Origin of the sequence: Alteribacillus sp. YIM 98480, assembly GCF_009765375.1 — a bacterium.
Lineage (GTDB): Bacteria > Bacillota > Bacilli > Bacillales > Marinococcaceae > Alteribacillus.
On record NZ_VTOK01000016.1, the window covers coordinates 75,092 to 96,002 of the forward strand.

Below are 20,911 nucleotides of genomic sequence, written 5' to 3' on the forward strand. Positions count from 1 at the left end.
ATTTCTTTTTTATTTATAATGCAAATCCCATGCCATTTTTCAAAATTTCGAATATTAGGTTAAAACAAAGGGATAAAATCATTTTCTCTTTACTTATTAAGATTTATTGTTTTCAATTGCAACAACACCGTTGTATTTAGCAACGTTAAATATTGTGTTCTTTGATTTTTCTCCACAATGTGGTTCGGTCTATACCAAGTGACTTTGCTGCCATGGTTTTATTTGAAAATTGATTTAATGCATTAATGATTAACTCCTTTTCTTTCTCTTTTAGGCTTATATTATTTTCGTTTAATTCTTGATCATTTTTTTTTGATTTTTGAAATAGAAAAGGTGCTTTAGGTAGAGAGAGGGTTGGTTTATTATTTAATAGTACGAGTCTTTCAATAACGTTTTTTAATTCCCGAATATTTCCTGGCCAGTGATGATTCATTAATGAGGAATAAACATCTTCATCAATTTTCTTTATTTTCTTTTCGCGCTCTTCATTAAAATGTGCAATCATACTTTGAACGAGTAAAGGGATGTCCTGAATTCTTTTACGTAAAGGCGGCAATTCAAGTGTAAGTACATTTATTCGATAGTAAAGGTCTGATCGAAACTGCTTTTTCTCCACTTCTTCCTCTAAATCCCGATTTGTTGCTGCAATAATTCGTACATCTAAAGGGATTGTCCGGTTTCCTCCTATTCTCCGTATGGTTTTTTCTTGAAGACTGCGCAATAGTAATGCTTGAATGCGTGACGGGATTTCTCCGATTTCATCTAAAAATAATGTACCTCCGTGGGCTAACTCAAATACCCCCTGCTTTCCTCCCTTTTGAGCACCCGTAAAGCTTCCTGCCTCATAACCAAACAATTCACTTTCTAACAAACTTTCCGGAAACGCGGCACAATTGACAGCAACGAAAGGACCGACAGCTCTGTTGCTTTCTAAGTGAATCCCTTGGGCGAATAACTCTTTTCCAGTTCCTGTTTCACCCGTTATAAGAACGGTTGCATTTGTTTCCGCAAATAATTTTGCTTGTTGTTTTGCCTCAACAATTGGGTCAGAATGACCGATAATATCTGCTAATCTGTATTTGGCCTCTAAGCCACTATGATGAAGTTTCTTCCTAACTTTCATTTCAAGCTTTTGAATATCTGTAATTTCTTTAAAATTGGAAACAGCTCCTACTACTTTTCCACTGATGATAATTGGAAATCGATTAATTACTATTTGTCTGTCCTGTATTGTAGCAATGTCCCCAATTTCTTTTTTTCCAGTTTGTAGAACGCGAACCATGTCTGAATGCGGAATAAAATCTGTAATTTTATGACCCAATACTTCCCCTTCCAATCCTAAGTAATACTTCGCGTTTTCATTCGTATGTGTAATACGTCCATTACTATCCACTGCAATGATTCCGTCGTGAGCTGAGTTTACGACTGCCTCAACTTGACATTTATCTATCAACATATCACGAGTAATCCGAATTAAAGAGAGGGCTTGCTTGATAACAGATGTAATTGTTGCATCGGATGGTTCAACATAACGGATGTTTTTTTCTAAGTAAGTAGGCAGGAAAACATTCTGTTCCCAAGCAGGGACAAAACAAATACAATCTTCCCGGATGTTATATTCTGAAAGACTATCTTTATTCAAAAATTGAAACCGTTCGTGCAGATCAAAGTTACTCTCGAACTTCAACCATTCTACTTCGTGCTTAGACGCAATGATGAAGCACTTCTTATCATTAAGGTTTTCCTTTTGGATTATTTTTTCAATATCACCAAGGTGAATAGATAGCGGAACGATTGGGATTTGGACAGACAATGACTCTACCTCTTTTATATAGGAACTAGGAGTAATCAATACAAAAGGATTCATAATCTGATTTAGTAAGGAATTTTTAGAATAATAAAAAGTGGGTTCTTCATTAAATTGAGAGAGAATATCTGTCATTTTTTCTGCAAAGGGCGAATTAATTTTATAAAAGGCAATCATTTTATTCCTCCACCATCATTTTTTTCCTCATATTTTGTTTCATTTTCTACTGCATGGTCTCCTGTCGTTAACTCAAAAATTATTTTCCTGTTACCGTTTTCAGATGTTTTTATCCATCGATTCACATGTGAAAATTCATCTATTCCCACAAACGGGGAATGAGTATTAATCTATTTGCACCGATTTTTATTTCAATTCACGCTCAATTCATCTTCATTTCCTAAATTAATTACTCAACTTTCGCACCTAAAAAAATTATGAAGCCCACGGCTCTTTGGCCCTGTTTTCTATAAAATAAGTTTATTGACACTGACTTAAATCATAAAAAAACACCTCGACATTTGGTATAGTGTAATTTCCAGAAAACACTACCAAAAAAAGAGGTGTCTCCCTTATGATAGCGAAAAACAATCCAAATAATCAACTGCCAAGTGAATTAAGATCAACTACCTTTTACGGTTTGATAAAGTTTTGACAGTAGTGCTTATGAGAAGGTCACTCTTTCCAGATGTATTTGCTCGGTAAAGCATACATTCATGATAGAGTGCATTCTCTTTTTTTCCCTTATACTGGGACAAACATTTTAGATATACTACATTATCCGGAAGTTGCAATTCTAAAAAACGAACAGTTATTATCGACGATGGTATGCTTGCCGTTCAAGATATATTGAACCTTTGTGTTTCCTTTGGTCATAGGTTTGTAGACGGTCTTGTATCCGGTTGGTTCCATTAAAAAATGAAGGAAATTATTCGTGGTATGGGGATGAGACGAAGATTTATTGATAGTATTGTAAGATAGAGAATACCGAATAAGCAAGTTAATTATCTTTAGTTTTGTAAAAATCAATTGGAAGGGTTGGAGTAATGACAAAGACTGTATTTATCGTAGCCAAACATAAAATATTTTGATTCGTATTACGGGAATATTAATACGTTTTTGGTGTCATCCTCATGAACAAGACAGTAGAAACAAATAAGAATCGTAAGTGTATACCTACCATAAATTGCGAAGACCGCGTCATTGAGAATATCAACTTATCAATAGAAATTTCCGATCATTTATTTTATGTTAAAGTTGGCTGGGCTCCGAAATCATCAGAGACAAAGTCCTTTAGTCGAAGTAAAAGTGGCAGAAATAGCCAGTGAAGCGACGTACAGGGAGACTTTACGGGTGCTCACTCCCACTGAAGAAAAAGAAAAACAATTTATAATCTGATATTAGGAGTGATTCTATTGTGATTAACCAAAACACTATTATTAAAGAAAAGATACTTGATAGTTTTATAGAAAAATACTCTGTTAAGGTTGATAATAAAGGTTATTTGACGAAACCGTTCTGAAAGTAACTATAGGAAACACTCAATTCTTTAGCAACATCTGTCCCTTTCTTCCCTTCGTCGACAACCAGCTTCACTGCGTACACCCCTTCCACCTTTTGCTGACGTGCACTCCTTTGGGGTTCAGCCCTTCCCTACCGTCGATTAAGTAGGTACTATGGCTTTTGCTGACTTCTGACAATTCAACGAACGTTCGCACGTTCTCTTACGATATGGGTATCGCTTATTGTCAGACCTCCCAGGGTAAGCACACATTCTTCCCCTCCATGTCTTCTCTTCATTTACTCGATACACCCTTCGGCAGTAACTCTTTGACTTGTTAGGCAGTCTCATCCAAATGTACCCAGCCTTGTATGAAGTTCGTGTCCTAGAAGCAGAGGTTTGCCGCCGACTTCCTTCAGATTCTGGGTCGCCCCGGACACCCTGGTCTTAAGCTAGCTGTTACTGCTGCCTTCACAGATCGGGACTTGAACCCTAAAGAATGTGCACATGCCTGATACACCCAAAAAAAGACCACTCCAAGTTGGAGTTGGCCTTTAGGATGCATGATAGTAAAGAATATAGTATTCAAGAGATTTTGGATGCTACCGGGATAAGTAGAGCTACTTTTTACAGGTACTTATCCAAGTGGTTAATACTTTAACACTTATTGTAATAACAAATTAACAATTTTTATTGTTTATTAAACTAGATATCTTTTTGTAACTGTTTCAGCCCTTATAATTATTGTTTCTTAAGAGCTAAACTTTCCCTATCAATAAAAAAAGGAGAGACTACTCATTATTTTTATTCTTAAGTTTGGAGATGTTTCCCTCAGCTAATTTACGCGAATATTGTGTTCTGCGAGGTCCAAAGCAAGACTCTGAGTAAGCCCTACACCGCCAAACCTGAGGAAGAATAGGCATAATTATGCTTATTTCTCACTTTTCCAGGTTTAGATTTAATTTGAATTATATTTCCAAATCCTTGATCAATTATACTTTTGACACTTCTTTTGCGCAAAGAAAGTATCCGGTGAGATTGATGTCTAACGTCTTATGCTAGTCTTCTATTTCATAATCAGTACTCTTTGCACTTTTTGCCAAAATCAATGAACGAAATTGCTCCAGATCATGGGATCCATATCAATCAGTTGAGACAATGGCCCATTTTAATTACTGGTTTTTGTCCCGCCTTACCTAATTCAAATGCACTGAATACTCAGTTTTTATAAGCGCTTTCAATATTAATTTCATGTATCTAATTCAACTTTTTTTCAGAAGTCACATCTATTGTTTCTAATTCATCTTTTTTTCCAGCGAACCATGTAGCTTCAATTTCTTCAAGGGATTTATTCTTTGTTTCTGGAACAAATTTTAATACAAAGAAAAAGGCGAAAGTGCTAATAAGACCGTAAATAAGAAAAGCTCCTGAACCTAAAGCATCATTTAGTGGTGGAAACGTAGATGATGCTGTTAAATTAGCTCCCCAGCTTAATGTGACAGCAATAGCAACAGCCTGACCTCTAATCTTATTAGGGAATACCTCCGATATATATACCCAAGTAACAGGTCCCCAAGTCATCTGAAATACAGCTACAAATCCTAAAATAAATATCAGTACACTAATTCCTTGAATATCTGCAAAGAATAGTGCTGCTACTGCTGCTAAACAAATGGCACAGCCTAAAGAACCAAAAAGTAGTAAGAATTTTCTCCCTTGTCTATCTACAATTCTTATAGCTGTTAATGTAGCAACAACACTTATAAGTCCAACAAATATCGTTTGGAACATAGATGTTGACGAATCGGCACCAAGGTTTTCAAATATTCGTGGAGCATAATACATAACAATATTTATACCGATAATTTGTTGAAAAATAGCCACTGCCATACCCACTAACAACACTAGCTTTCCATAATGGAAAAGGCTTACTTTTTCTGTTTTAGTGTTCATGGAGTGTTTTATTTGTTGAAGGGTTTCGCTAGCTATTTGTTTAGATCCATTTACCTTTTCTAATAAGTTATATGCTTTGTCATACTCATGTTTAAGGGCTAGGTATCTAGGTGTTTCCGGAATAAATAAAAGAAGGAAGAAAAATAATGCAGCCGGGATTAATTCTGAAGCAAACATTAATCTCCACCCAATATCATTTATCCACTCGCTAGTTCTACCTAATGATATGAGCCAGTTGACAACGTATACAACAGTTTGCCCGAATACAACAGACACAGCATATAAAATGACCATTCTTCCTCTGATTTTCGAAGGACTCATTTCACTTATATAGACTGGTGCAATGGCAGAAGCTAAACCTACTCCAATACCACCTATTATTCTATAAATATTAAACGTAACCAACAATTCAAGACTAGGTTCACCATAGGTGAAAAATAGTAACTCCGGGTAAGCTGAGCCTAGTGCCGAAAGAGAAAATAAAACTGCTGCAATAACGAGTGTATTACGTCGTCCAATACTATTGGACAACAATCCAGAAATTAGCGCCCCTATAATACATCCTGCCAATGCACTAGATACAGTAAGACCATGAACAAACGAACTTAAATCTAAACTATCCAGTAGGTATAATTGTATGGATTGTTCTGCCCCTGCAATAACCGCTGTATCGTAACCGAATAAAAGTCCACCTAAAGAAGCCACAGCTGCTACAAATAAAATGTAATATCGTTTGTTATTCATCATAAAAGTGAAGGAAATTCCTTCAAACCCCCCTTATTTATTTCAATATAAAATGACTATCTATCTCAACATTCACATTTTCTTTGTACTCTAATAACCCTCTCAATTATTTTATTGAAGCTTTAGTTACAAGCTTCTTTGATTCTATTAATCATAAATAAACTTGACTCTTATAGGTAGCGGTAAATGTCTTAACCTATTCGTATAAATAAAGTTATTTTATCCAGCATTATCTACGTCTTCATGATTTAAAAAAGAGACATGGGCGAGTATTCTCCGGAAGCTGGATGGTAGGGATGGTAAAAAGCAAAGGGATAGCCCCATTAACTACAACACCTAGTATTTATTGAAAAACAAATTTTGTACCTGTTGTTGTTAAACGAGGGAATCAGCCCCTCATTTACAGTAATACATAAGTAGTCTTTTAAGTTTCCACATAACTCATTTAGTGGTTCTATTTAATCTTCTATTTCTTTATTACTGTAAATAATTCAGATAAAGAAACAGAACGATTTTCTTCTCACGATAACTTTGCTGCGTATAGGAGTCATCTGTTTTAATTCTACTAATATAAAACTTTTACATATTAACAATTTTTTTGCTATAAAACTCTGGGATTTCTGGAATTGAAATGGGCTCAATTTGACCCGTTCTCTTTGCTTCTACACATGTATCAGTCGTTACGGCAACAACATAGCCATCCCACGCTGAAGGACCATTCATTTCCCCTTTTAAAGTCGAATCAATCCATTCTTGGAATTCTACATTAAAGGCATCTACGAAACGATCTTTCCAATCTGTGAAAACCTCTGTTGATGCTTTTGCTTCACTACGTATAGGTACAGTAGCAGGTTCAGGTAAATTCGCTGTACCTGTATCACCAACAACTTGGCATTGGATATCATAACCATATTGACAATTAACAAAGCTTTCAACACTGATACGGATTCCTTGTTTCGTTTCAAGTAACATGATGTGAGGGTCCTGTAAGCCTTCAGTTGCAAAACGTGTCTTTCTTGGTGTAAGAATTTGTGCAGATACATAGTCGTCACCGTCAAGTAGCCATCTAAGAACATCAATCTCATGAACAAGTGAATCTGTGATTGCCATATCTCCACTAAATCCAGGTGCTTCTGGATTACGGTGTGCACAATGAAGCATTAATGGATGTCCAATTTCCTCTTTATCAAGCACTTTTTTCAAAGCACGATAGCCTTGGTCGAATCGTCTCATAAAACCAACTTGAACCAATTGTTTACCATGTGCCATTTCAGCATCTATAATTCTTTTACACCCTTCTGCCGTTGTTGCAAGTGGCTTTTCACAGAAAACAGGTTTACCTGCATCAATCGCAGCCAATACAAACTCCTCATGAGTTGGTCCCCAAGATGTTACAATAATTGCATCAACTTCATCTGAATGAATTAAATCTTGACCATTATCATAAACTTTTGCGTTAAGCTTTTCTCTTTCAACAACTTCTTTGGCTTGCTCCTGATTCACATCAGTTACTGCAACAATTTCAGCACCTGTTAATGTATTCGTAATACGGTAAATATGGTCTTGACCAATCATTCCAGTTCCGATTACCCCTATTCTTAATGTCATAAATACACCTACTTTTTTATTTATTAATTACTCTAGGTAAAGCTTCCCTACTACGAAATCGTTTTCAATTCATCATTAAATGAAAAAGCTTTTTATCTAAACTAGTACCCTAAATCTACTATTTCGATTTATTTTGATGTCTGCAATTCAGTTTTACGTTCAAAATCTACCGGTAAGCTTTCTTTCAATACGGTTGTTGATTTTTTTAATGCAGTCAGTGGATCCATTGTTAAATCCTCCATCTCAAGACTTACAGGGCCATTATATCCCATCATGCTAAGTACTGAGAAAAACTCCTTCCACCAACTAGTTTCGTGTCCATGACCAAGAGCAACATAGTTCCATGAACGTGTAGCAAAACAGTCAATAGTTTTTGTATCAAGTGCCCCTTCTTGTTCAAAAACACCTCTTTCAATACGTGTATCTTTGGCATGAACATGATAGATTGCATCCCCTAAAGATCTCACGACTGATATTGGATCTCCTCCCATCCAAAATGTGTGACTTGGATCATAGTTCATCCCAATCATATCGCCAACATGATTTCTTAATCTAAATAGAGTCTCAGGGTTATAGACTAACTGTGCTCCATGGTTCTCCAATGCAATTTTTTCAATCCCATGTTCTTTTGCTTCTTTCACAGTCTTTTCCCAATACGGAAGTGCTACTTCACTCCATTGCCAGTTTAGAATTTTAGTAGTAATCGGTGGCCAACTTGTGGTTATCCAATTTGGAGTAGTTTCTCCGGGTCCTCCACCTGGAAGTCCAGACATCATATTAATATTTTTTACACCTAAAAGCTCCGCAAGTCTAAATGTTTTCTCTACGACAACCTGATGTTCCCGTCCCTCTTCATTGGGAGCTAATTGATTTCCAGAACAATTTAAGGCATGTAATTCTAATCCTCTTTGTTTTAGAGTGTCCATTAATTTTTCTCTTTGTACTAAACTTTCAAGCAAACCATCTAAATCAACATGCGGGGCGTCAGACCAACCTCCACATGCGAGTTCTAAAATTTCATAACCTAAGGAAGCAGCTGTATCAACCATTTCTTCAAAAGACATAGATTCTAAACAATCTGTCACTAAGCTCATTCGCATTCTAAAAAACTCCTTTTTGATTAAATGAAGTACCAGTAATATAGTTTGCAGTTTCACTACTTAAAAATAGCATTAGATTCTGCAATTTCCTCAGGTTTTGCCAACCTTTCATTGGCACCTGACTTCACGGTGATTCTTCATATTCTTCAGGTGCCTTTCCTTCAACCACGCTCCATTTTGAAAAACTTCTTTGTAGCATTTTTGTATCTACAAAGCCTGGACAAACAGCGTTAATTTCAATTCCATATTCCACCAGTTACAGAGCAAGGACTTAGGTTAACGAATTATCTCCTGCTTTTGACGCATAATACGCCCCGTTTACTAGCTCACCAATTTTATAGGCTTGTGAAGATATTGAAACTGTTTTTCCATCTTTCACATTATTTTTGATCATATTTTTTCCAACAGCTTTACTGAGAAAATAAACAGATTTTAAACACTCTATCCCACTCTTCTTCGTTAATCTTGAAGTGGAGATACCAGCACAGTTTGTAAGTATATCAATCTTTGTAAATTAGGATTCAAACTCCTTTATCACTTCATCAATCTGTTGAGATGAAATCGCATCTACTACAAGTGGTAATGCTGTTACTACTAGGTCTTCTTTTTCTTTTGTCGTTACTCTAATGCTTTCTTCCTTTAAACCTATTAATACAAGTCTAGCCCCTTGATTAGCATAGTTGATGGCTATTTCCTTACCTATTCTTCTTGCGGCTTCTGTAACAATACAAGTCTTCCCTTGTAATTTTTTATCATTTCCCCCCTTTTTCAGGATATTTTATTTAAATAACGTTTTATGCATACGCTTGCATAATTGCGTAAAAATATAGAAATCGAAATAAATTAAAAACTTATTCTACTCGATAAGTGATGATACTATTATCTCTTAGGCTTCTATTTTATTTAATATTGCTCCCACGTCTCCTTTATTAATACAAGATTTCCCTGTAACTTTTTATCATCCCCCCTTTTCAGGATATTTTAGTTAAATAACGTTTTACGCATACGCTTGCATAATTTGCGTAAAAATATATAGAAGGTGGAATAAATTTAAAAACTTATTCCACTCGATTCTCTAATTACTAAAGTAGGACTAATTTCAAGCTTTTGCTTCACTGTTGAATCTGTAGATTTTAGTTTCTCAATTAACCGCTTACATGTTATCGCTGCAATTTCTTTAGTCGGTTGATGTACGGTAGTAAGGTATGGTTTATAGTAGGTGCATAACTCAATATCGTCAAATCCCACAACCGGAATGTCCTTTGGAACATTAATTCCCAATTCCTTTAATGCCAATATTGATCCTAAAGCCATTAAGTCATTCTGGGCAAAAACAGCAGTAATATCTCTTAATACGTCTGCATTATCCATTATCACCTGATAACCCGATTCAAATGTAGTGTCTCCATAAAATAATAGCTTGTCATTATATGGGAGGTTATTATCATAGAAAGCTGCTTTTAAGCCATCTGTTCTTAGTTCAAACTCACCACCTATTTGATTGGATGAGATACACATGATGTTTTCATGTCCTTGTTTAATTAGATGATCAGCTGCTATATATCCTCCCTTAAATTGATCAACACATATAAAATCTACATCTTTCGTTTTATAAAATGGAGGTATATACTTACAAAAAACAAAAGGAATATCTGTTCTTTCTAAGATGGTTATTGTTTCATCATCTAAGCCTGGTTCCAAAATGATAAGCCCATCTACTTTTTTTGCAGCAATGAGTCTCTTAATATTATTTTCTTTTGTGAATCTATTTTCAAAAAAGGCGACAATCACATCGAATTCCATTTTTTCCAAACTTTCTATTAACTCATTCTGCCACGATCTGAAGTGCAGTTCTCCTTCAAACCCAAATAAACTTTTTGGTAGAATTACACCAATCGTATGGGTTTTATTAGAACTTAGGCTTCTTGCATGGGCGTTAAATTGAAAACCATGCTCTTGTGCAATCTTTAAAATTCTTTTTTTTGTTTTTTTTGGAATCATAGGACTGTCATTTAAACATCTTGAGACTGTAGATTGACTTACATTTGCCAACTTTGCAATATCCTTTGTTGTGATCGCCATATATTTCATGCCTCTTCTGTATTTGTTTTTTGCATACGCTTGCATTACAAATTAAATGTTAAACCTTTCAGAATGTTTAGTCAAGAGCTATTCTCACACTCTATTTAAAAACCAATATCTATAACAAGTACAGGTAATGAAACTATTGATCTTCGCCGTTGTTATGGTTATTACGCAATCGTATGCGTTTTCATTTGGTTGCATAATACAATACATAGAATAATTAGTCAAATGAATGAATTTTATTATTTATTTCTATATCATTATAAACGGACATTATATAAAATCCCCTCGTTATTGTTCGATTTCCGCTTCAGGGGCTTTCACCCTCGGGGCACAAGCGCGATATCTACTCCAACTCCCTTTATTCATTATCGGAGTGTTTTCTTTACCGCAGGCATGGCTTCAGCCCCCCTAGGAAGCAAGCTGCCTCCGAGGACTTCAGCTCAAGATTATCCCGCAGTCGCCGCGTTCCGCTGCAATCGATATAATGTTCGTTTTTGATAATTAAAATAGCACTTATGAAATTGATTCAAATAATAAACACAAATCTCTTGCTTTTTTTATTCAATCTTTAATCAATATACAACACTTGTTGATTTAAAGGGTAAAAAGAAAGCATATTTACATTATAAATGAAATCGAAAAATGCTAATCATGACAGGCCACAAGTGCTTCCAAATAACAATGTAACATGGTACTTATTGATTAACCTTCTGGAACGGACATAACTTTCAATAGAGTTTTCATAAACCTCTATGTAATTAGAAGATATTAATAAAAACATATGAAATAGCGTCAACCTCTGCTTTTTCTATTGAATTTTCCTTCTGCTGAAGAACCTCCTGGTTACCCTTTCTATTATTCACTTCTGAAGTGATACTTCCTTTAAAAAGAATTTTCTCACCGAAACCTTAAAGTTATTTCGTAAGTCGTTGGCGGCTGAGGCGCACGCCGAAAGACAGGATATCTTTTTCCATCGTGTCGTTGTTTAGATATTTCGGTTCTCTTTATTCCACGTTGCAGGTTTTTTTCGGACAGACCCCGCAGTACTTGCCACCGGCACCGGTTTGGTAATAGAAACAGCATGTGTGTCGAACGCGGACTGGGTTGTCTGTAGGAGAGTGGGAACCTTTCTCTGTGTAAAAATATTGCAGTGGGTTTCTTTTTGCTCCAAACAGCTTTCCTGGTGCCTCGTGGATAAGGAAATAGAAATCTTCGTCAATCCGTGCTTGTTCCAGGACCGTTGCGTTTTTCCTTAACTTTTTTTCATATAAAGAGTAGGTGCGAACGGCTGTATTTTCCCATAATACTGCCATCGAAACGCCGGAAACGGAAGAGAGCGTCTTCCATATCTCATTTAAATGCTCAGCAAAAAGGGTTTCAATGATTTGTTTTCTCCAACTTTGTCTGGAACCAGTCGTTCGGCAGTTTTCTGCGGCGTTTACAAATTGTAAGGAAGGGTTCCATTTCCCGTCGCTACCTCCCATGTCAAGAAGACAATTTTCGATTGATACATCCAATGCTTTGTCCTCTATCGTCATGAGGGAGAGCGCGGGAACAACGATTAATCTTGCGTATTTTTTTGAGAATTGAGACGCAGCCACCGAAAGGGAAGGTGACTGAGTCACTTGCATGATGTGGTGCAGATAATCCTGACAGATGGATTTATCTGTCCAGCTTACCGCGGATATCGTATTATTTAGCTCTAGTGTGGGTGATTTTTTCATCACGTTTTTTTCTCCCTTCCCGTGAGGTATAATTATAGAGCGTGCCAAACAATGGATCGTTAATGTTGGCACTTTGGAACACATGACGGGCTAGATCAGCATTCATGATATCACTCGGTTCTCCCTGAGCCACGATGTTTTTATCTTGAAGGACAGCAAGGTGATAAGTATACCGACTAGCAAGAATCATATCATGCAGCACCATTACAATTGTTCGGCCTTTTTTTAAACCAGTATTCCGATTTGATGAGACATGTCTAGATAAGTGGTCGGTTCATCGAGCAATAGCGTATCCGTGCCTTGTGCAAGCGTCTTTGCGCTCCACGCCCGCTGCCTTCTCCCACCGCATAATGCATCCACAAGATGATCGGCATATTCACTCCTATTCGTCTCTTCCAGGGCCTGAATAACCATCTTTTCATCTTCACGCGACCATTGTTTTAACCAATTTTGATAAGGATATCTGCCCTGTCTGACCAGCTGCTCTACGGTCAAAGCTTCCGGCGCAGTCGGACCTTGAGGGAGATTGGACATTTTTCTTGAAATTTCCTTTGCCGGGAGCCGAACAATTTCTTCTCATCAGTAGAACGGCACCTTGTTTTGACGGGCCAAATGTTCGCAAAAGAGTGGATTTCCCACATCCATTCCCTATTTTCCCGTTTGGAATATCAATATTTAGGTTGTTAATAACTGGTCTCTCCATAGGAAATGGTAAGTTCCTACGCTTAAAATTGATTGCGATTTTTAAATAATAAATAGAGAAAGAATGGGGCACCAACTCCCGCCGTAAACACACCCGCTGGAATATCAATTGGATAAAAAATCGTTCTCGCTGTCAGATCGGCCATAAACAACAGCAAGCCTCCTGTCAGAGCAGAAGCTGCTGCCAAACTGCCAAAAGTCCGGCCTACCAGCGTGCGTGCAATGTGCGGTGCTATTAGCCCGACAAACCCAATAGCGCCGACTGCAGCGACTGCCGCACCAGCTAAGACTACACTGATACCTAAGAGAATGAAGCGATCCTTTTGCACACGAACCCCCACTCCTAAAGCCACTTCATCTCCCAATTGCTGAGAATTCAAGCTTCTTGAGAAAATAAGAGCGAGAGGGGTCAAAATAAGCACCAGTACGCTCATGGTATATACATCTTCCCAAGAAGCTCCGTATATACTGCCTGTCAGCCAAAGGTACGCTTGGCTGGCGGTTACAGCAGAACTAACAACTATCATAAACGTTGTTAGGGCGCTCATAATAGCCGAGATCCCGATCCCGATAAGCACAAGCCTTATCGGTGTAACTCCGTTTTTCCAGGCCATAGTATAAATGAAAACTGATACAATCAGTGCCCCCGTAATAGCCGCTGCCGGCATCCATCCGATACTAACGCTTCCTGCCAGATAGGTAAGAAACGCCACCGCGAAAACAGATGCTCCGCCCGTTACTCCGATAATATCCGGTGCAGCTAAAGGATTGCGCACAATTCCTTGCAAGATCAACCCGGAAATCCCTAACGCGGCACCAACGAGCAGCGAAACAAGGGTACGCGGCAGTCGTGATTGCATGACAATAAATTCATTTCCTCCCGTTCCTTGACCGACAATCGTTTTCACTACTTCTAACGGGCTGATAAGTTTATTTCCCAGGCTCGGACCAGTAATACATGCCAATAAAACGAAAAACACCAACAGCCCCAACATCAGCATGGTCTTCGTCTCGAGCTGGAAAGAAACAGTGTTTTTCTTATTGCGAAACGTTACAGACTTTTTCATAGCTTCGACACTCCCCTTCGTGCAAGGTACACAAAAAAGGGACCGCCAACCAATGCTGTCATGACTCCAAGCGGGACCTCCTGCGGCATAATCAATATCCTTGCCAGAACGTCGGCTGCTATTAACAATACCGCACCGAGCAATGCGGAAAATGGAATGACCCACCTGTAATCATTGCCAGCAAAAAAACGTGCGATATGCGGAATCACTAAACCAATAAATCCTACCGATCCAACCACCGCTACCGAACTACCGGCCAACAGAACAACTAAAATACCCATAAGCCCTTTTACCAGCACAACATTTTGTCCCATTCCCTTTGCAATATCATCACCGGTCGTCATTAAGTTGATTGCTTTTCCCATGAACATGGCGACCATCATGGCTATTCCGATAAACGGAAGAACAGGTACCAACATGTCAAGAGTTCTCCCGCTGATCGAACCAGCAAGCCAAAACAACACATCCTGAAGGCCCGTTTCGTTTAACACGAGCATTGCTTGCGTATACGATTGAAAAAGAGCACTGATAGCAGCCCCGGCCAATACAATCTTTATTGGAGTTAACCCGTTTCTCCCGAGGGAACCAAGGAAATATACAATGAACGCAGCAACAGCAGCACCCAAAAAGGCAAGCCCTGTTAAATGGATGAGAGAAGAAATAGAAAAAAAGACGACTCCGACGACCACGAAAAAAATCGCCCCGTGATTAATTCCGAATATACTCGGTGAGGCTAACGGATTTTTGGTAAGCGCCTGCATAAGTGCACCGGCAATAGCTAAACTTGCACCGATTACCGTACCAATGATGGCTCTTGGAAGACGGTCTGTCTGGATAATAATATGCTCTGTTGATTCTTCATTATAGTTCGTAAAAGAGGAGAGGGCCTCTTGAAAAGAGACCGGCGTCTGACCGAAAACAATGCTGGCAATAAAGGCCAAGCCAAATAGTGCAAACAAAAGAATTAATACCATGAACTTTCTTTTTATCTTAGAAAAGGACTGGGTCATACTTTCACACTTCCATCTTCAGAAACTAAGGAAAGAGGAAGAAATCATCGAACTTCCTTCCTCCAGCCGGTTTAATTTTCTAATTCAAATATTTCATACAAATCATCGAGCATATTATGCGCTGAAATATAACCGCCTGCAGCATTCCAGGCCACTTCTTCAACCATGTGCACTTCATCGTTTTCTACAGCTTCTAATTCCTGCCATAAAGGATGATTCGTCCACTCTTCATACGTTGCTTCGATTTGCTCTGTTTCTGTACCAGAGTTAAAATTGAAAATGATTTCTGCATCTGCTTCCGGAATGCTTTCTTTGGAAGATAATTTAATTCCCCACTCTTCCGGATTATCGTGACCTTCGGGACGAGTAAACCCTGCATCCTCAAGAATTCGTCCAGCATATCCCATATAGAAAATACGGGCGTGATCAGCACGAAAGTTCGTGATGGCAGCTTCTAATGGAAGCTTATCTCCCATTTTTTCTTTAAAGTCAGCAATGCGTTCGTTATAATCTTCAAGTAATTGGTCTGCCTTTTCTTCTTTGTTGAGTGCCTTTCCGGTGATTTCAAGCGAATCTTTCCAATCAAAAACTGCTTCTCCGACAACGGTTGGTGCGATACTTGAGAGATCATCATATATATCTTCATGTCTTGTTTTAGACGCAATGATAACATCCGGATCAAGCTCTGCAATCGCCTCTAGATTCGGCTGTGTTTCTTCCCCGACAAGTTCTGCTCCTTCGAGGTCCTCTCGTAAGTATTTATAAATTGGTTTCTCTGTCCACGATTCCACAATGCCAACAGGCTTTGTTTCCAGCGCGACAGCTATGTCATTTGCCCCCTGGTAAAGTGTAACAACTTTCTCCGGCGTGCCCTCGATTTCAGTTTCTCCCATCGCATGTTCTATGACTCTCTTGTCTTCTCCATTAGCATCATTACTACTGCCTTCAACTGGCTGCTGCTCTTCTGCACCGCATGCAGACAAAACAAATAAAACCAAAAAAAACGTTGATAACATAAACAGCATTTTTTTCTTGTATATCATCTTTTCTTCACTGCCCCCTTAATTGAAATTAATTATCATTTTCATGTATTCATGATATAATTGATAACCATTCTCGTCAATGGAAATTTTGACTTTTTGTAATATTCCCTACAAAAAGAACTATTTTTATTTTTGAGATCAAACGTAGTGGTAGATATAAGAAATCAACTATGGAAGGGGTAAAGATAAAGAAAACTGGGAAGTGCCAAGCCTTTAGGCGAAGGCGATTGCCTAGTTGCACTTGTACGACAAATGAGCTGCTTTGCCATTTGTTGTTCAACTTGAACTTTTCTATGCTTTAAAGACCCAGCATAAATACCCTCTAGTTTCATATAAATGAACTAACCATAATAGACTGGGGGGAATGATGATGACAAATGAAGCAGGGGTAGAAGAGTCCTTTGAACTAACAGAGGAAACATTAAAAAAATACTATGAGTTAAACATCCAGAAAAAGAGATTAGAAAAAGAAATGAATCGGATCAAAAAACAAATTCACAACTACTTAGATGATACCCTTGGAAAAGAGCAAAAAGGTGAATTGAAACGAGGGAAATACAAAGCACAGCGTGTCATTCGCTCTTCTATTACTTACGACGAAGAGAAAACGATAAAAAAATTGGAAGAATTAAATTTAGAAGACTTTATTTTACAAGTAAAACGACCAGATACAGAAAAACTAGAAGCTGCAATGACGATAGATTTAGTTGAAGAAAAAGACTTCGTGGATTGTAAAACGAATAAGCTCTCTCAAGCCATTACAGTCAAGGAGTTAAGCTTATAGATACTACGAAGGAGCTGCCAAAAAGGACAGCTCTTCCTTTTTATTTCATAAAAATAGGTTCTGTGTCAAATGTTGGGGGAGGAGTGGCTTACTCCTACTCTTTTATCCTATTTGAAATTCCGTTGTCTTATATTGGTAATCCTCATCCAGACACTTAAAAGTCCATCCACATTCTTGAATTTTTTGTCCGTCTTTTCGTCTAGTTTATTGCTTGAAAGTATTTGTCACGACAGTTGTTAACTCCGGCAGCTGCATTAAATTTTTCAGCACGTGAATCGGTAAATACAAATACATCAAAATTATCTTCTAGAAATTTTTTCAAACATTCAAATCGATTTTCCATACTAAAAAGCATAGTGATCACAAACTCTCTTTCGTTTGTCATTTTCTAGGTTATAACGTCTCCAAGCTACCATCGTCTTTTTCATAAAGAACTGGCTTAGCAAATGCTTCCTTAAACCAGTCTATATTTTTCTCTAATTCTTCAATTGATTCCCAAGACAAAAAAGATTCATCTGGCTCTACAAACGCCCAGGGTTCTCCATTGTCATTAAAAAAAACTTCGGCTATTTTAAATAGTTCAGTTCCATCCTTTGTCCTTTCTTTGACTACCCTGTAGTCCCACATGTATATATCCCCCTTCATAAAAATATGGATTGGCGAACTGTTTAGATTGCTTAGATTATATACTAGTAAAACATATTTCGCAATGAATAATTTTAAATTTTCTGAATAAATCACTAAAATTAATACTGTTTTATGAGATTTTTATATTTTCCAAACAACGTATAAATAATTATATAAATATAGTTTAATCAATTGAAGAATACGAAAGATACGGAAAGAACATGACCGCGGGCAGTTGAAAGTTCTGGTAGACGATCCAAACGCCATGTATGAGTTCAACCGTGGTTATCTGGATTACGAGTGGATGACCGATGACGGCTACTTTTTTGTCTATCGTTTATAAAAGAACGCAGTAACGAGAGAGATCTCCACCTTTGATATTCAAAATAACACATCCTTACATGGCCACTTTTGTCTTGTTTAGCCAATTACATAATTTTGCCCGTTTGTATGAACGTGATAGAAGACTCAGTTGTAGAATGTGTGTAAACGCCCCAAAAAAGCAACCCAATGAACACCAACAGGAATACAATATCTTTGATATTTCTTTGGGTATTATAGAAAGAATGCTTACAGATGAAGTAAATTATGCCTGCAATTACAGGTATTAATACTGAAATATTTCCTATCCATTCATTAACTTCCAACACCTGGAAATACCAGATTAATAGTATAAAGAAAATTACTAAGACTGTTTTAGTTTTTGAATACTTATTTTTATTAAAAAGGACTTCTTTCAATGATACATCTTCTTTCATAGTCCTCCTCCTTATTGAACTGGCTGGATAAACAACTCTTATAACTTATTCTTGATTTCCTTATTTTCATGTTCTAACTTAACAATTCGTGCTTCCAAATCTTCTATCTTTTTCACGTTAGGACTTATCCGATTTTTTATAAAGACAATAAGGGCTAAGAACAAAACGATATAGAACATGATTACCATAACAATTACTTCCATAATGCTCCCCCTTTAAAATTCCTCGTACATCTCACCTTAGCATAGTTATTCAATAAATTTGAAAAATTTTACCACTTTTCTTCTGCAACTGTATAAAAAAAGCGCAGTCCTTCATTCAGGATTGCCCCCGTTAATGGAACAACACACTCAGCAAAATTTGAACTTATATATCCCCATTTTTTTCTTCATTTTATCTCTTTCTATTCATTGAACCTCGTTCGTCAATCATTTGCTTCTGACTTTAACTATGCGTTCCACAATAAATCCAACTATTAAGCCGATAGCAAAAGGAAGTATTGCAATATTTGCATCAATAATCAACCCATTTTCTAACGGTTCATTTAGAAAAAATGAAAACCTAAGAAGAGATAAATTAAATATATTTCCAATCCAATATAATAGAGCCATTGTCCCGAATGATGATAATAACGGTAACCATATAATTTTCACAAAAGACCTCCATTTTTTCATACTTGTTATTGAACAAACCTCCCCTTACTTCAATAAGAAAAGGCGATTCCCCTTTATTGAGCAATCGCTGCCCTTTAGATTAAAATTAAAGTTCTAAACCTGCATCAGAATAACTTCTGGCTGACGAAGAAGGAGAGAATCTTACTGTACTTTGTATTTAGTACCAAGTTCATTCCTAACTTTTTCTGTAAGTTGGCGACCTAGTTCATTATGGTTATCTTCCAATTAAATACCGTTGGGAAGTAATCTGTCTTTACTCCAGTCAATCCACTCACCATACACCATTCCCCATCTCCAAAGCCCCTTATCGATTTTGTACAAACAAAAGGTAACTTAGTTATACTAGAATCAAATGGGTTGATGGAATATGAAACGACACGTTTACTCCAATGACTTTACATTGCAAGTGGTAAAAGAAGCACTGGAAACAGGCAATAAAGTTTTAGTAGCTAGACGATACGAGCTACCAAAAAATCTGGTTTACCGGTGGACAAAAGAGTATGAACAAGGACACTTCGGCCAAACATCTGTGGACCAAGTTGACGAGGTGAATCCTCAAAAGATGGAACAAGAAACACAGAACTAAAGAAACTACTTGGCGAAAAGGATTTAGAAATCGCTGTTCTACGTGATCTCAAAAAAAGAAGAACCCTCACTTGCTGAAAAAATAGACGTCGCAAGGTCCTGGATTGCCAAAGGATATTCGGTATCGATCATCTGTCGTGTCCTTCGTATTCCACGGTCGACGTATTACTATCAAACATCTTATCGGGTAGAGAAGAAAAAAGTAAGTGAGGGACGTCCCATACCAGGCTACTCTTTCACCAAAAAGGGCAAAAATATCTCCGACGAACAAATCAAAGAATGGCTGCTGGAAGAGATTGAAGGCGAGTCCTTTGCTTATGGCTATCAAAAACTCACCGTGATTCTCCGACGCCACTACCGATTAATCATCAATAAAAAGAAAGTCTCGATTGTGTAAAGAGCTTGGTATCTTGCGTTCTCATCGCTAGCCCAGGCCTGTGACGAAACGAAAACGAGCAAAGAATTGCACGATTTACAGGCTCCAATCAACCGTGGGAGACGATTTGAAATACGGTTTCATTCATGGAGAAGATCGCTTTTTCTTCGTCTTATCTTACATCGATGTCTATGACCGATCAATCATTGATTATCATATAGGTCTGACATGTACAACTGCCGACAACTTCTCAAAAAATATTATGAGGAAACAAAGCACGGTAAGGTGCTACCACGGGATGTCCGTGTGTGACACAAAGTATCACCTTCTTTTGTCTTAACCATCAAACCGCCTATTTGAGAGGATTGTCAAGGACGACCAACGCGAGAGCAAAAGCGTTCCTTGACAAATGCAGCAAATGGACGATCCTATCTCAAGATAAATGAAGAGGAAGAAGGTTGATCATTCTAGAAAAAGAAAATAACTGTCCAAATTCAGGGGGGATTAATCCGGTCATGATATTCCTACACTGATGGAGACTTATGCTCATATTATGCCAAATATTCAAGAAGAGATTGCCATAAACATTGGCTCTAGCTTTTATCAAAAGAAAAAACACACCTCCTCAACTCGAGAAAGTGCGTGCTCACAGCAATTATGTATGGTGTCCCGTACTGGACTCGAACCAGTGACCGCCACCCTGTCAAAGTAATCAACGTGCTATAACCACTTAGGATAATCTATGAAAAATACTGATATATTA

At 37.5% G+C, this 20,911-nt stretch carries 19 protein-coding genes, 1 tRNA gene and 3 pseudogenes; 5 read left to right on the top strand and 18 right to left on the bottom strand.

Going from position 1 to position 20,911, the window contains the following annotated elements:
- Positions 1–145: 145 nt before the first annotated feature.
- Positions 146–1,984 (bottom strand): sigma-54 interaction domain-containing protein, encoded by a 1,839-nt coding sequence (locus FZF09_RS18360; RefSeq protein ID WP_158738046.1) that lies wholly within the window; start codon positions 1,982–1,984, stop codon positions 146–148.
- The gene (locus tag FZF09_RS23165) at positions 1,981–2,109 is read right to left on the bottom strand and encodes a hypothetical protein (protein ID WP_255450610.1); all 129 of its coding nucleotides are present in this window, start codon (positions 2,107–2,109) and stop codon (positions 1,981–1,983) included. Before FZF09_RS23165 ends, FZF09_RS18360 begins: the two co-directional genes overlap by 4 nt.
- A 1,695-nt stretch (positions 2,110–3,804) precedes the next feature.
- On the opposite strand from FZF09_RS23165, the gene FZF09_RS18370 reads away from it, so the two are divergent.
- Positions 3,805–3,966 (top strand): helix-turn-helix domain-containing protein, encoded by a 162-nt coding sequence (locus FZF09_RS18370; protein ID WP_158738048.1) that lies wholly within the window; start codon positions 3,805–3,807, stop codon positions 3,964–3,966.
- A gap of 596 nt (positions 3,967–4,562) precedes the next feature.
- On the opposite strand, the gene FZF09_RS18375 is transcribed toward FZF09_RS18370, so the two are convergent.
- The 10 genes and pseudogenes from FZF09_RS18375 to FZF09_RS18425 all read right to left on the bottom strand — a co-directional run bounded on the left by FZF09_RS18375 (position 4,563) and on the right by FZF09_RS18425 (position 16,344).
- The gene (locus tag FZF09_RS18375; RefSeq protein ID WP_370514503.1) at positions 4,563–6,005 is read right to left on the bottom strand and encodes a sugar porter family MFS transporter; all 1,443 of its coding nucleotides are present in this window, start codon (positions 6,003–6,005) and stop codon (positions 4,563–4,565) included.
- A gap of 576 nt (positions 6,006–6,581) precedes the next feature.
- Complete coding sequence (iolG, locus tag FZF09_RS18380; RefSeq protein WP_158738049.1) at positions 6,582–7,610, bottom strand: bifunctional inositol 2-dehydrogenase/D-chiro-inositol 1-dehydrogenase; 1,029 nt, start codon at positions 7,608–7,610, stop codon at positions 6,582–6,584.
- 128 nt (positions 7,611–7,738) lie between these two features.
- A complete protein-coding gene (locus tag FZF09_RS18385) occupies positions 7,739–8,710 on the bottom strand; it encodes a sugar phosphate isomerase/epimerase family protein (protein WP_158738050.1) in 972 nt (323 codons plus the stop codon).
- 271 nt (positions 8,711–8,981) lie between these two features.
- A pseudogene (locus FZF09_RS23420) lies at positions 8,982–9,485 on the bottom strand (SDR family NAD(P)-dependent oxidoreductase).
- A gap of 275 nt (positions 9,486–9,760) precedes the next feature.
- The gene (locus FZF09_RS18400; RefSeq protein ID WP_158738051.1) at positions 9,761–10,792 is read right to left on the bottom strand and encodes a LacI family DNA-binding transcriptional regulator; all 1,032 of its coding nucleotides are present in this window, start codon (positions 10,790–10,792) and stop codon (positions 9,761–9,763) included.
- Positions 10,793–11,802: 1,010 nt separating this feature from the next.
- Complete coding sequence (locus FZF09_RS18405) at positions 11,803–12,522, bottom strand: IucA/IucC family C-terminal-domain containing protein (protein ID WP_158738068.1); 720 nt, start codon at positions 12,520–12,522, stop codon at positions 11,803–11,805.
- Positions 12,523–12,528: 6 nt separating this feature from the next.
- A pseudogene (locus FZF09_RS18410) lies at positions 12,529–13,232 on the bottom strand (ABC transporter ATP-binding protein); the annotation flags it as partial.
- Positions 13,233–13,247: 15 nt separating this feature from the next.
- Complete coding sequence (locus tag FZF09_RS18415; protein WP_158738052.1) at positions 13,248–14,291, bottom strand: FecCD family ABC transporter permease; 1,044 nt, start codon at positions 14,289–14,291, stop codon at positions 13,248–13,250.
- Positions 14,288–15,301, bottom strand: coding sequence for a FecCD family ABC transporter permease (locus FZF09_RS18420; RefSeq protein ID WP_158738053.1), 1,014 nt, complete (start codon positions 15,299–15,301; stop codon positions 14,288–14,290). Before FZF09_RS18420 ends, FZF09_RS18415 begins: the two co-directional genes overlap by 4 nt.
- 71 nt (positions 15,302–15,372) lie before the next feature.
- Positions 15,373–16,344: an ABC transporter substrate-binding protein gene (locus tag FZF09_RS18425; protein ID WP_158738054.1), complete on the bottom strand. Its 972-nt coding sequence runs from the start codon at positions 16,342–16,344 to the stop codon at positions 15,373–15,375.
- 364 nt (positions 16,345–16,708) lie between these two features.
- Between FZF09_RS18425 and FZF09_RS18430 the strand changes: the two genes are divergently transcribed.
- Entirely contained in the window at positions 16,709–17,128 is a 420-nt protein-coding gene (locus FZF09_RS18430; RefSeq protein ID WP_233269556.1) for a hypothetical protein, read from the top strand.
- Positions 17,129–17,327: 199 nt separating this feature from the next.
- On the opposite strand, the gene FZF09_RS18435 is transcribed toward FZF09_RS18430, so the two are convergent.
- Entirely contained in the window at positions 17,328–17,492 is a 165-nt protein-coding gene (locus tag FZF09_RS18435; protein WP_158738055.1) for a hypothetical protein, read from the bottom strand.
- 29 nt (positions 17,493–17,521) lie between these two features.
- Positions 17,522–17,755 carry a hypothetical protein gene (locus FZF09_RS18440; RefSeq protein ID WP_158738056.1) on the bottom strand — a complete coding sequence of 78 codons (234 nt, stop codon included), beginning with the start codon at positions 17,753–17,755 and terminating at the stop codon, positions 17,522–17,524.
- 214 nt (positions 17,756–17,969) lie between these two features.
- Here FZF09_RS18440 and FZF09_RS18445 point away from each other — a divergent pair.
- Positions 17,970–18,095: pseudogene (locus FZF09_RS18445) on the top strand (IS4 family transposase); the annotation flags it as partial.
- Between the two features lie 88 nt (positions 18,096–18,183).
- On the opposite strand, the gene FZF09_RS18450 reads toward FZF09_RS18445, so the two are convergent.
- The 3 genes from FZF09_RS18450 to FZF09_RS18460 form a co-directional block, all read right to left on the bottom strand.
- Positions 18,184–18,513: a hypothetical protein gene (locus tag FZF09_RS18450; protein WP_158738057.1), complete on the bottom strand. Its 330-nt coding sequence runs from the start codon at positions 18,511–18,513 to the stop codon at positions 18,184–18,186.
- A gap of 38 nt (positions 18,514–18,551) precedes the next feature.
- Positions 18,552–18,716, bottom strand: coding sequence for a hypothetical protein (locus FZF09_RS18455; protein ID WP_158738058.1), 165 nt, complete (start codon positions 18,714–18,716; stop codon positions 18,552–18,554).
- A gap of 225 nt (positions 18,717–18,941) precedes the next feature.
- Positions 18,942–19,166 carry an ATPase gene (locus FZF09_RS18460; RefSeq protein ID WP_158738059.1) on the bottom strand — a complete coding sequence of 75 codons (225 nt, stop codon included), beginning with the start codon at positions 19,164–19,166 and terminating at the stop codon, positions 18,942–18,944.
- Positions 19,167–19,554: 388 nt separating this feature from the next.
- Between FZF09_RS18460 and FZF09_RS18465 the strand changes: the two genes are divergently transcribed.
- Together FZF09_RS18465 and FZF09_RS22875 are read left to right on the top strand one after the other, a co-directional pair.
- Positions 19,555–19,773, top strand: a complete 219-nt coding sequence (locus FZF09_RS18465; RefSeq protein ID WP_233269557.1) for a transposase — start codon at positions 19,555–19,557, stop codon at positions 19,771–19,773.
- A 42-nt stretch (positions 19,774–19,815) separates the two neighbouring features.
- Complete coding sequence (locus tag FZF09_RS22875; RefSeq protein ID WP_233269558.1) at positions 19,816–20,169, top strand: hypothetical protein; 354 nt, start codon at positions 19,816–19,818, stop codon at positions 20,167–20,169.
- 641 nt (positions 20,170–20,810) lie between these two features.
- On the opposite strand, the gene FZF09_RS18470 is transcribed toward FZF09_RS22875, so the two are convergent.
- A tRNA-OTHER gene (locus FZF09_RS18470) sits at positions 20,811–20,887 on the bottom strand.
- Between the last annotated feature and the right edge of the window lie 24 nt (positions 20,888–20,911).

Coding starts and splice junctions, on each gene's coding strand:
- FZF09_RS18430 (WP_233269556.1), top strand. CDS start 16,709: ATGATGATGACAAATGAAGCAGGGGTAGAAGAGTCCTTTGAACTAACA.
- FZF09_RS18405 (WP_158738068.1), bottom strand. CDS start 12,522: ATGAAAAAATCACCCACACTAGAGCTAAATAATACGATATCCGCGGTA.
- FZF09_RS18370 (WP_158738048.1), top strand. CDS start 3,805: ATGTGCACATGCCTGATACACCCAAAAAAAGACCACTCCAAGTTGGAG.
- FZF09_RS18455 (WP_158738058.1), bottom strand. CDS start 18,716: ATGGAAGTAATTGTTATGGTAATCATGTTCTATATCGTTTTGTTCTTA.
- FZF09_RS18400 (WP_158738051.1), bottom strand. CDS start 10,792: ATGGCGATCACAACAAAGGATATTGCAAAGTTGGCAAATGTAAGTCAA.
- FZF09_RS18440 (WP_158738056.1), bottom strand. CDS start 17,755: ATGTGGGACTACAGGGTAGTCAAAGAAAGGACAAAGGATGGAACTGAA.
- FZF09_RS18465 (WP_233269557.1), top strand. CDS start 19,555: ATGAAACGACACGTTTACTCCAATGACTTTACATTGCAAGTGGTAAAA.
- iolG (WP_158738049.1), bottom strand. CDS start 7,610: ATGACATTAAGAATAGGGGTAATCGGAACTGGAATGATTGGTCAAGAC.
- FZF09_RS18420 (WP_158738053.1), bottom strand. CDS start 15,301: ATGACCCAGTCCTTTTCTAAGATAAAAAGAAAGTTCATGGTATTAATT.
- FZF09_RS18425 (WP_158738054.1), bottom strand. CDS start 16,344: ATGATATACAAGAAAAAAATGCTGTTTATGTTATCAACGTTTTTTTTG.
- FZF09_RS18415 (WP_158738052.1), bottom strand. CDS start 14,291: ATGAAAAAGTCTGTAACGTTTCGCAATAAGAAAAACACTGTTTCTTTC.
- FZF09_RS18385 (WP_158738050.1), bottom strand. CDS start 8,710: ATGCGAATGAGCTTAGTGACAGATTGTTTAGAATCTATGTCTTTTGAA.
- FZF09_RS18450 (WP_158738057.1), bottom strand. CDS start 18,513: ATGAAAGAAGATGTATCATTGAAAGAAGTCCTTTTTAATAAAAATAAG.
- FZF09_RS18375 (WP_370514503.1), bottom strand. CDS start 6,005: ATGATGAATAACAAACGATATTACATTTTATTTGTAGCAGCTGTGGCT.
- FZF09_RS18360 (WP_158738046.1), bottom strand. CDS start 1,984: ATGATTGCCTTTTATAAAATTAATTCGCCCTTTGCAGAAAAAATGACA.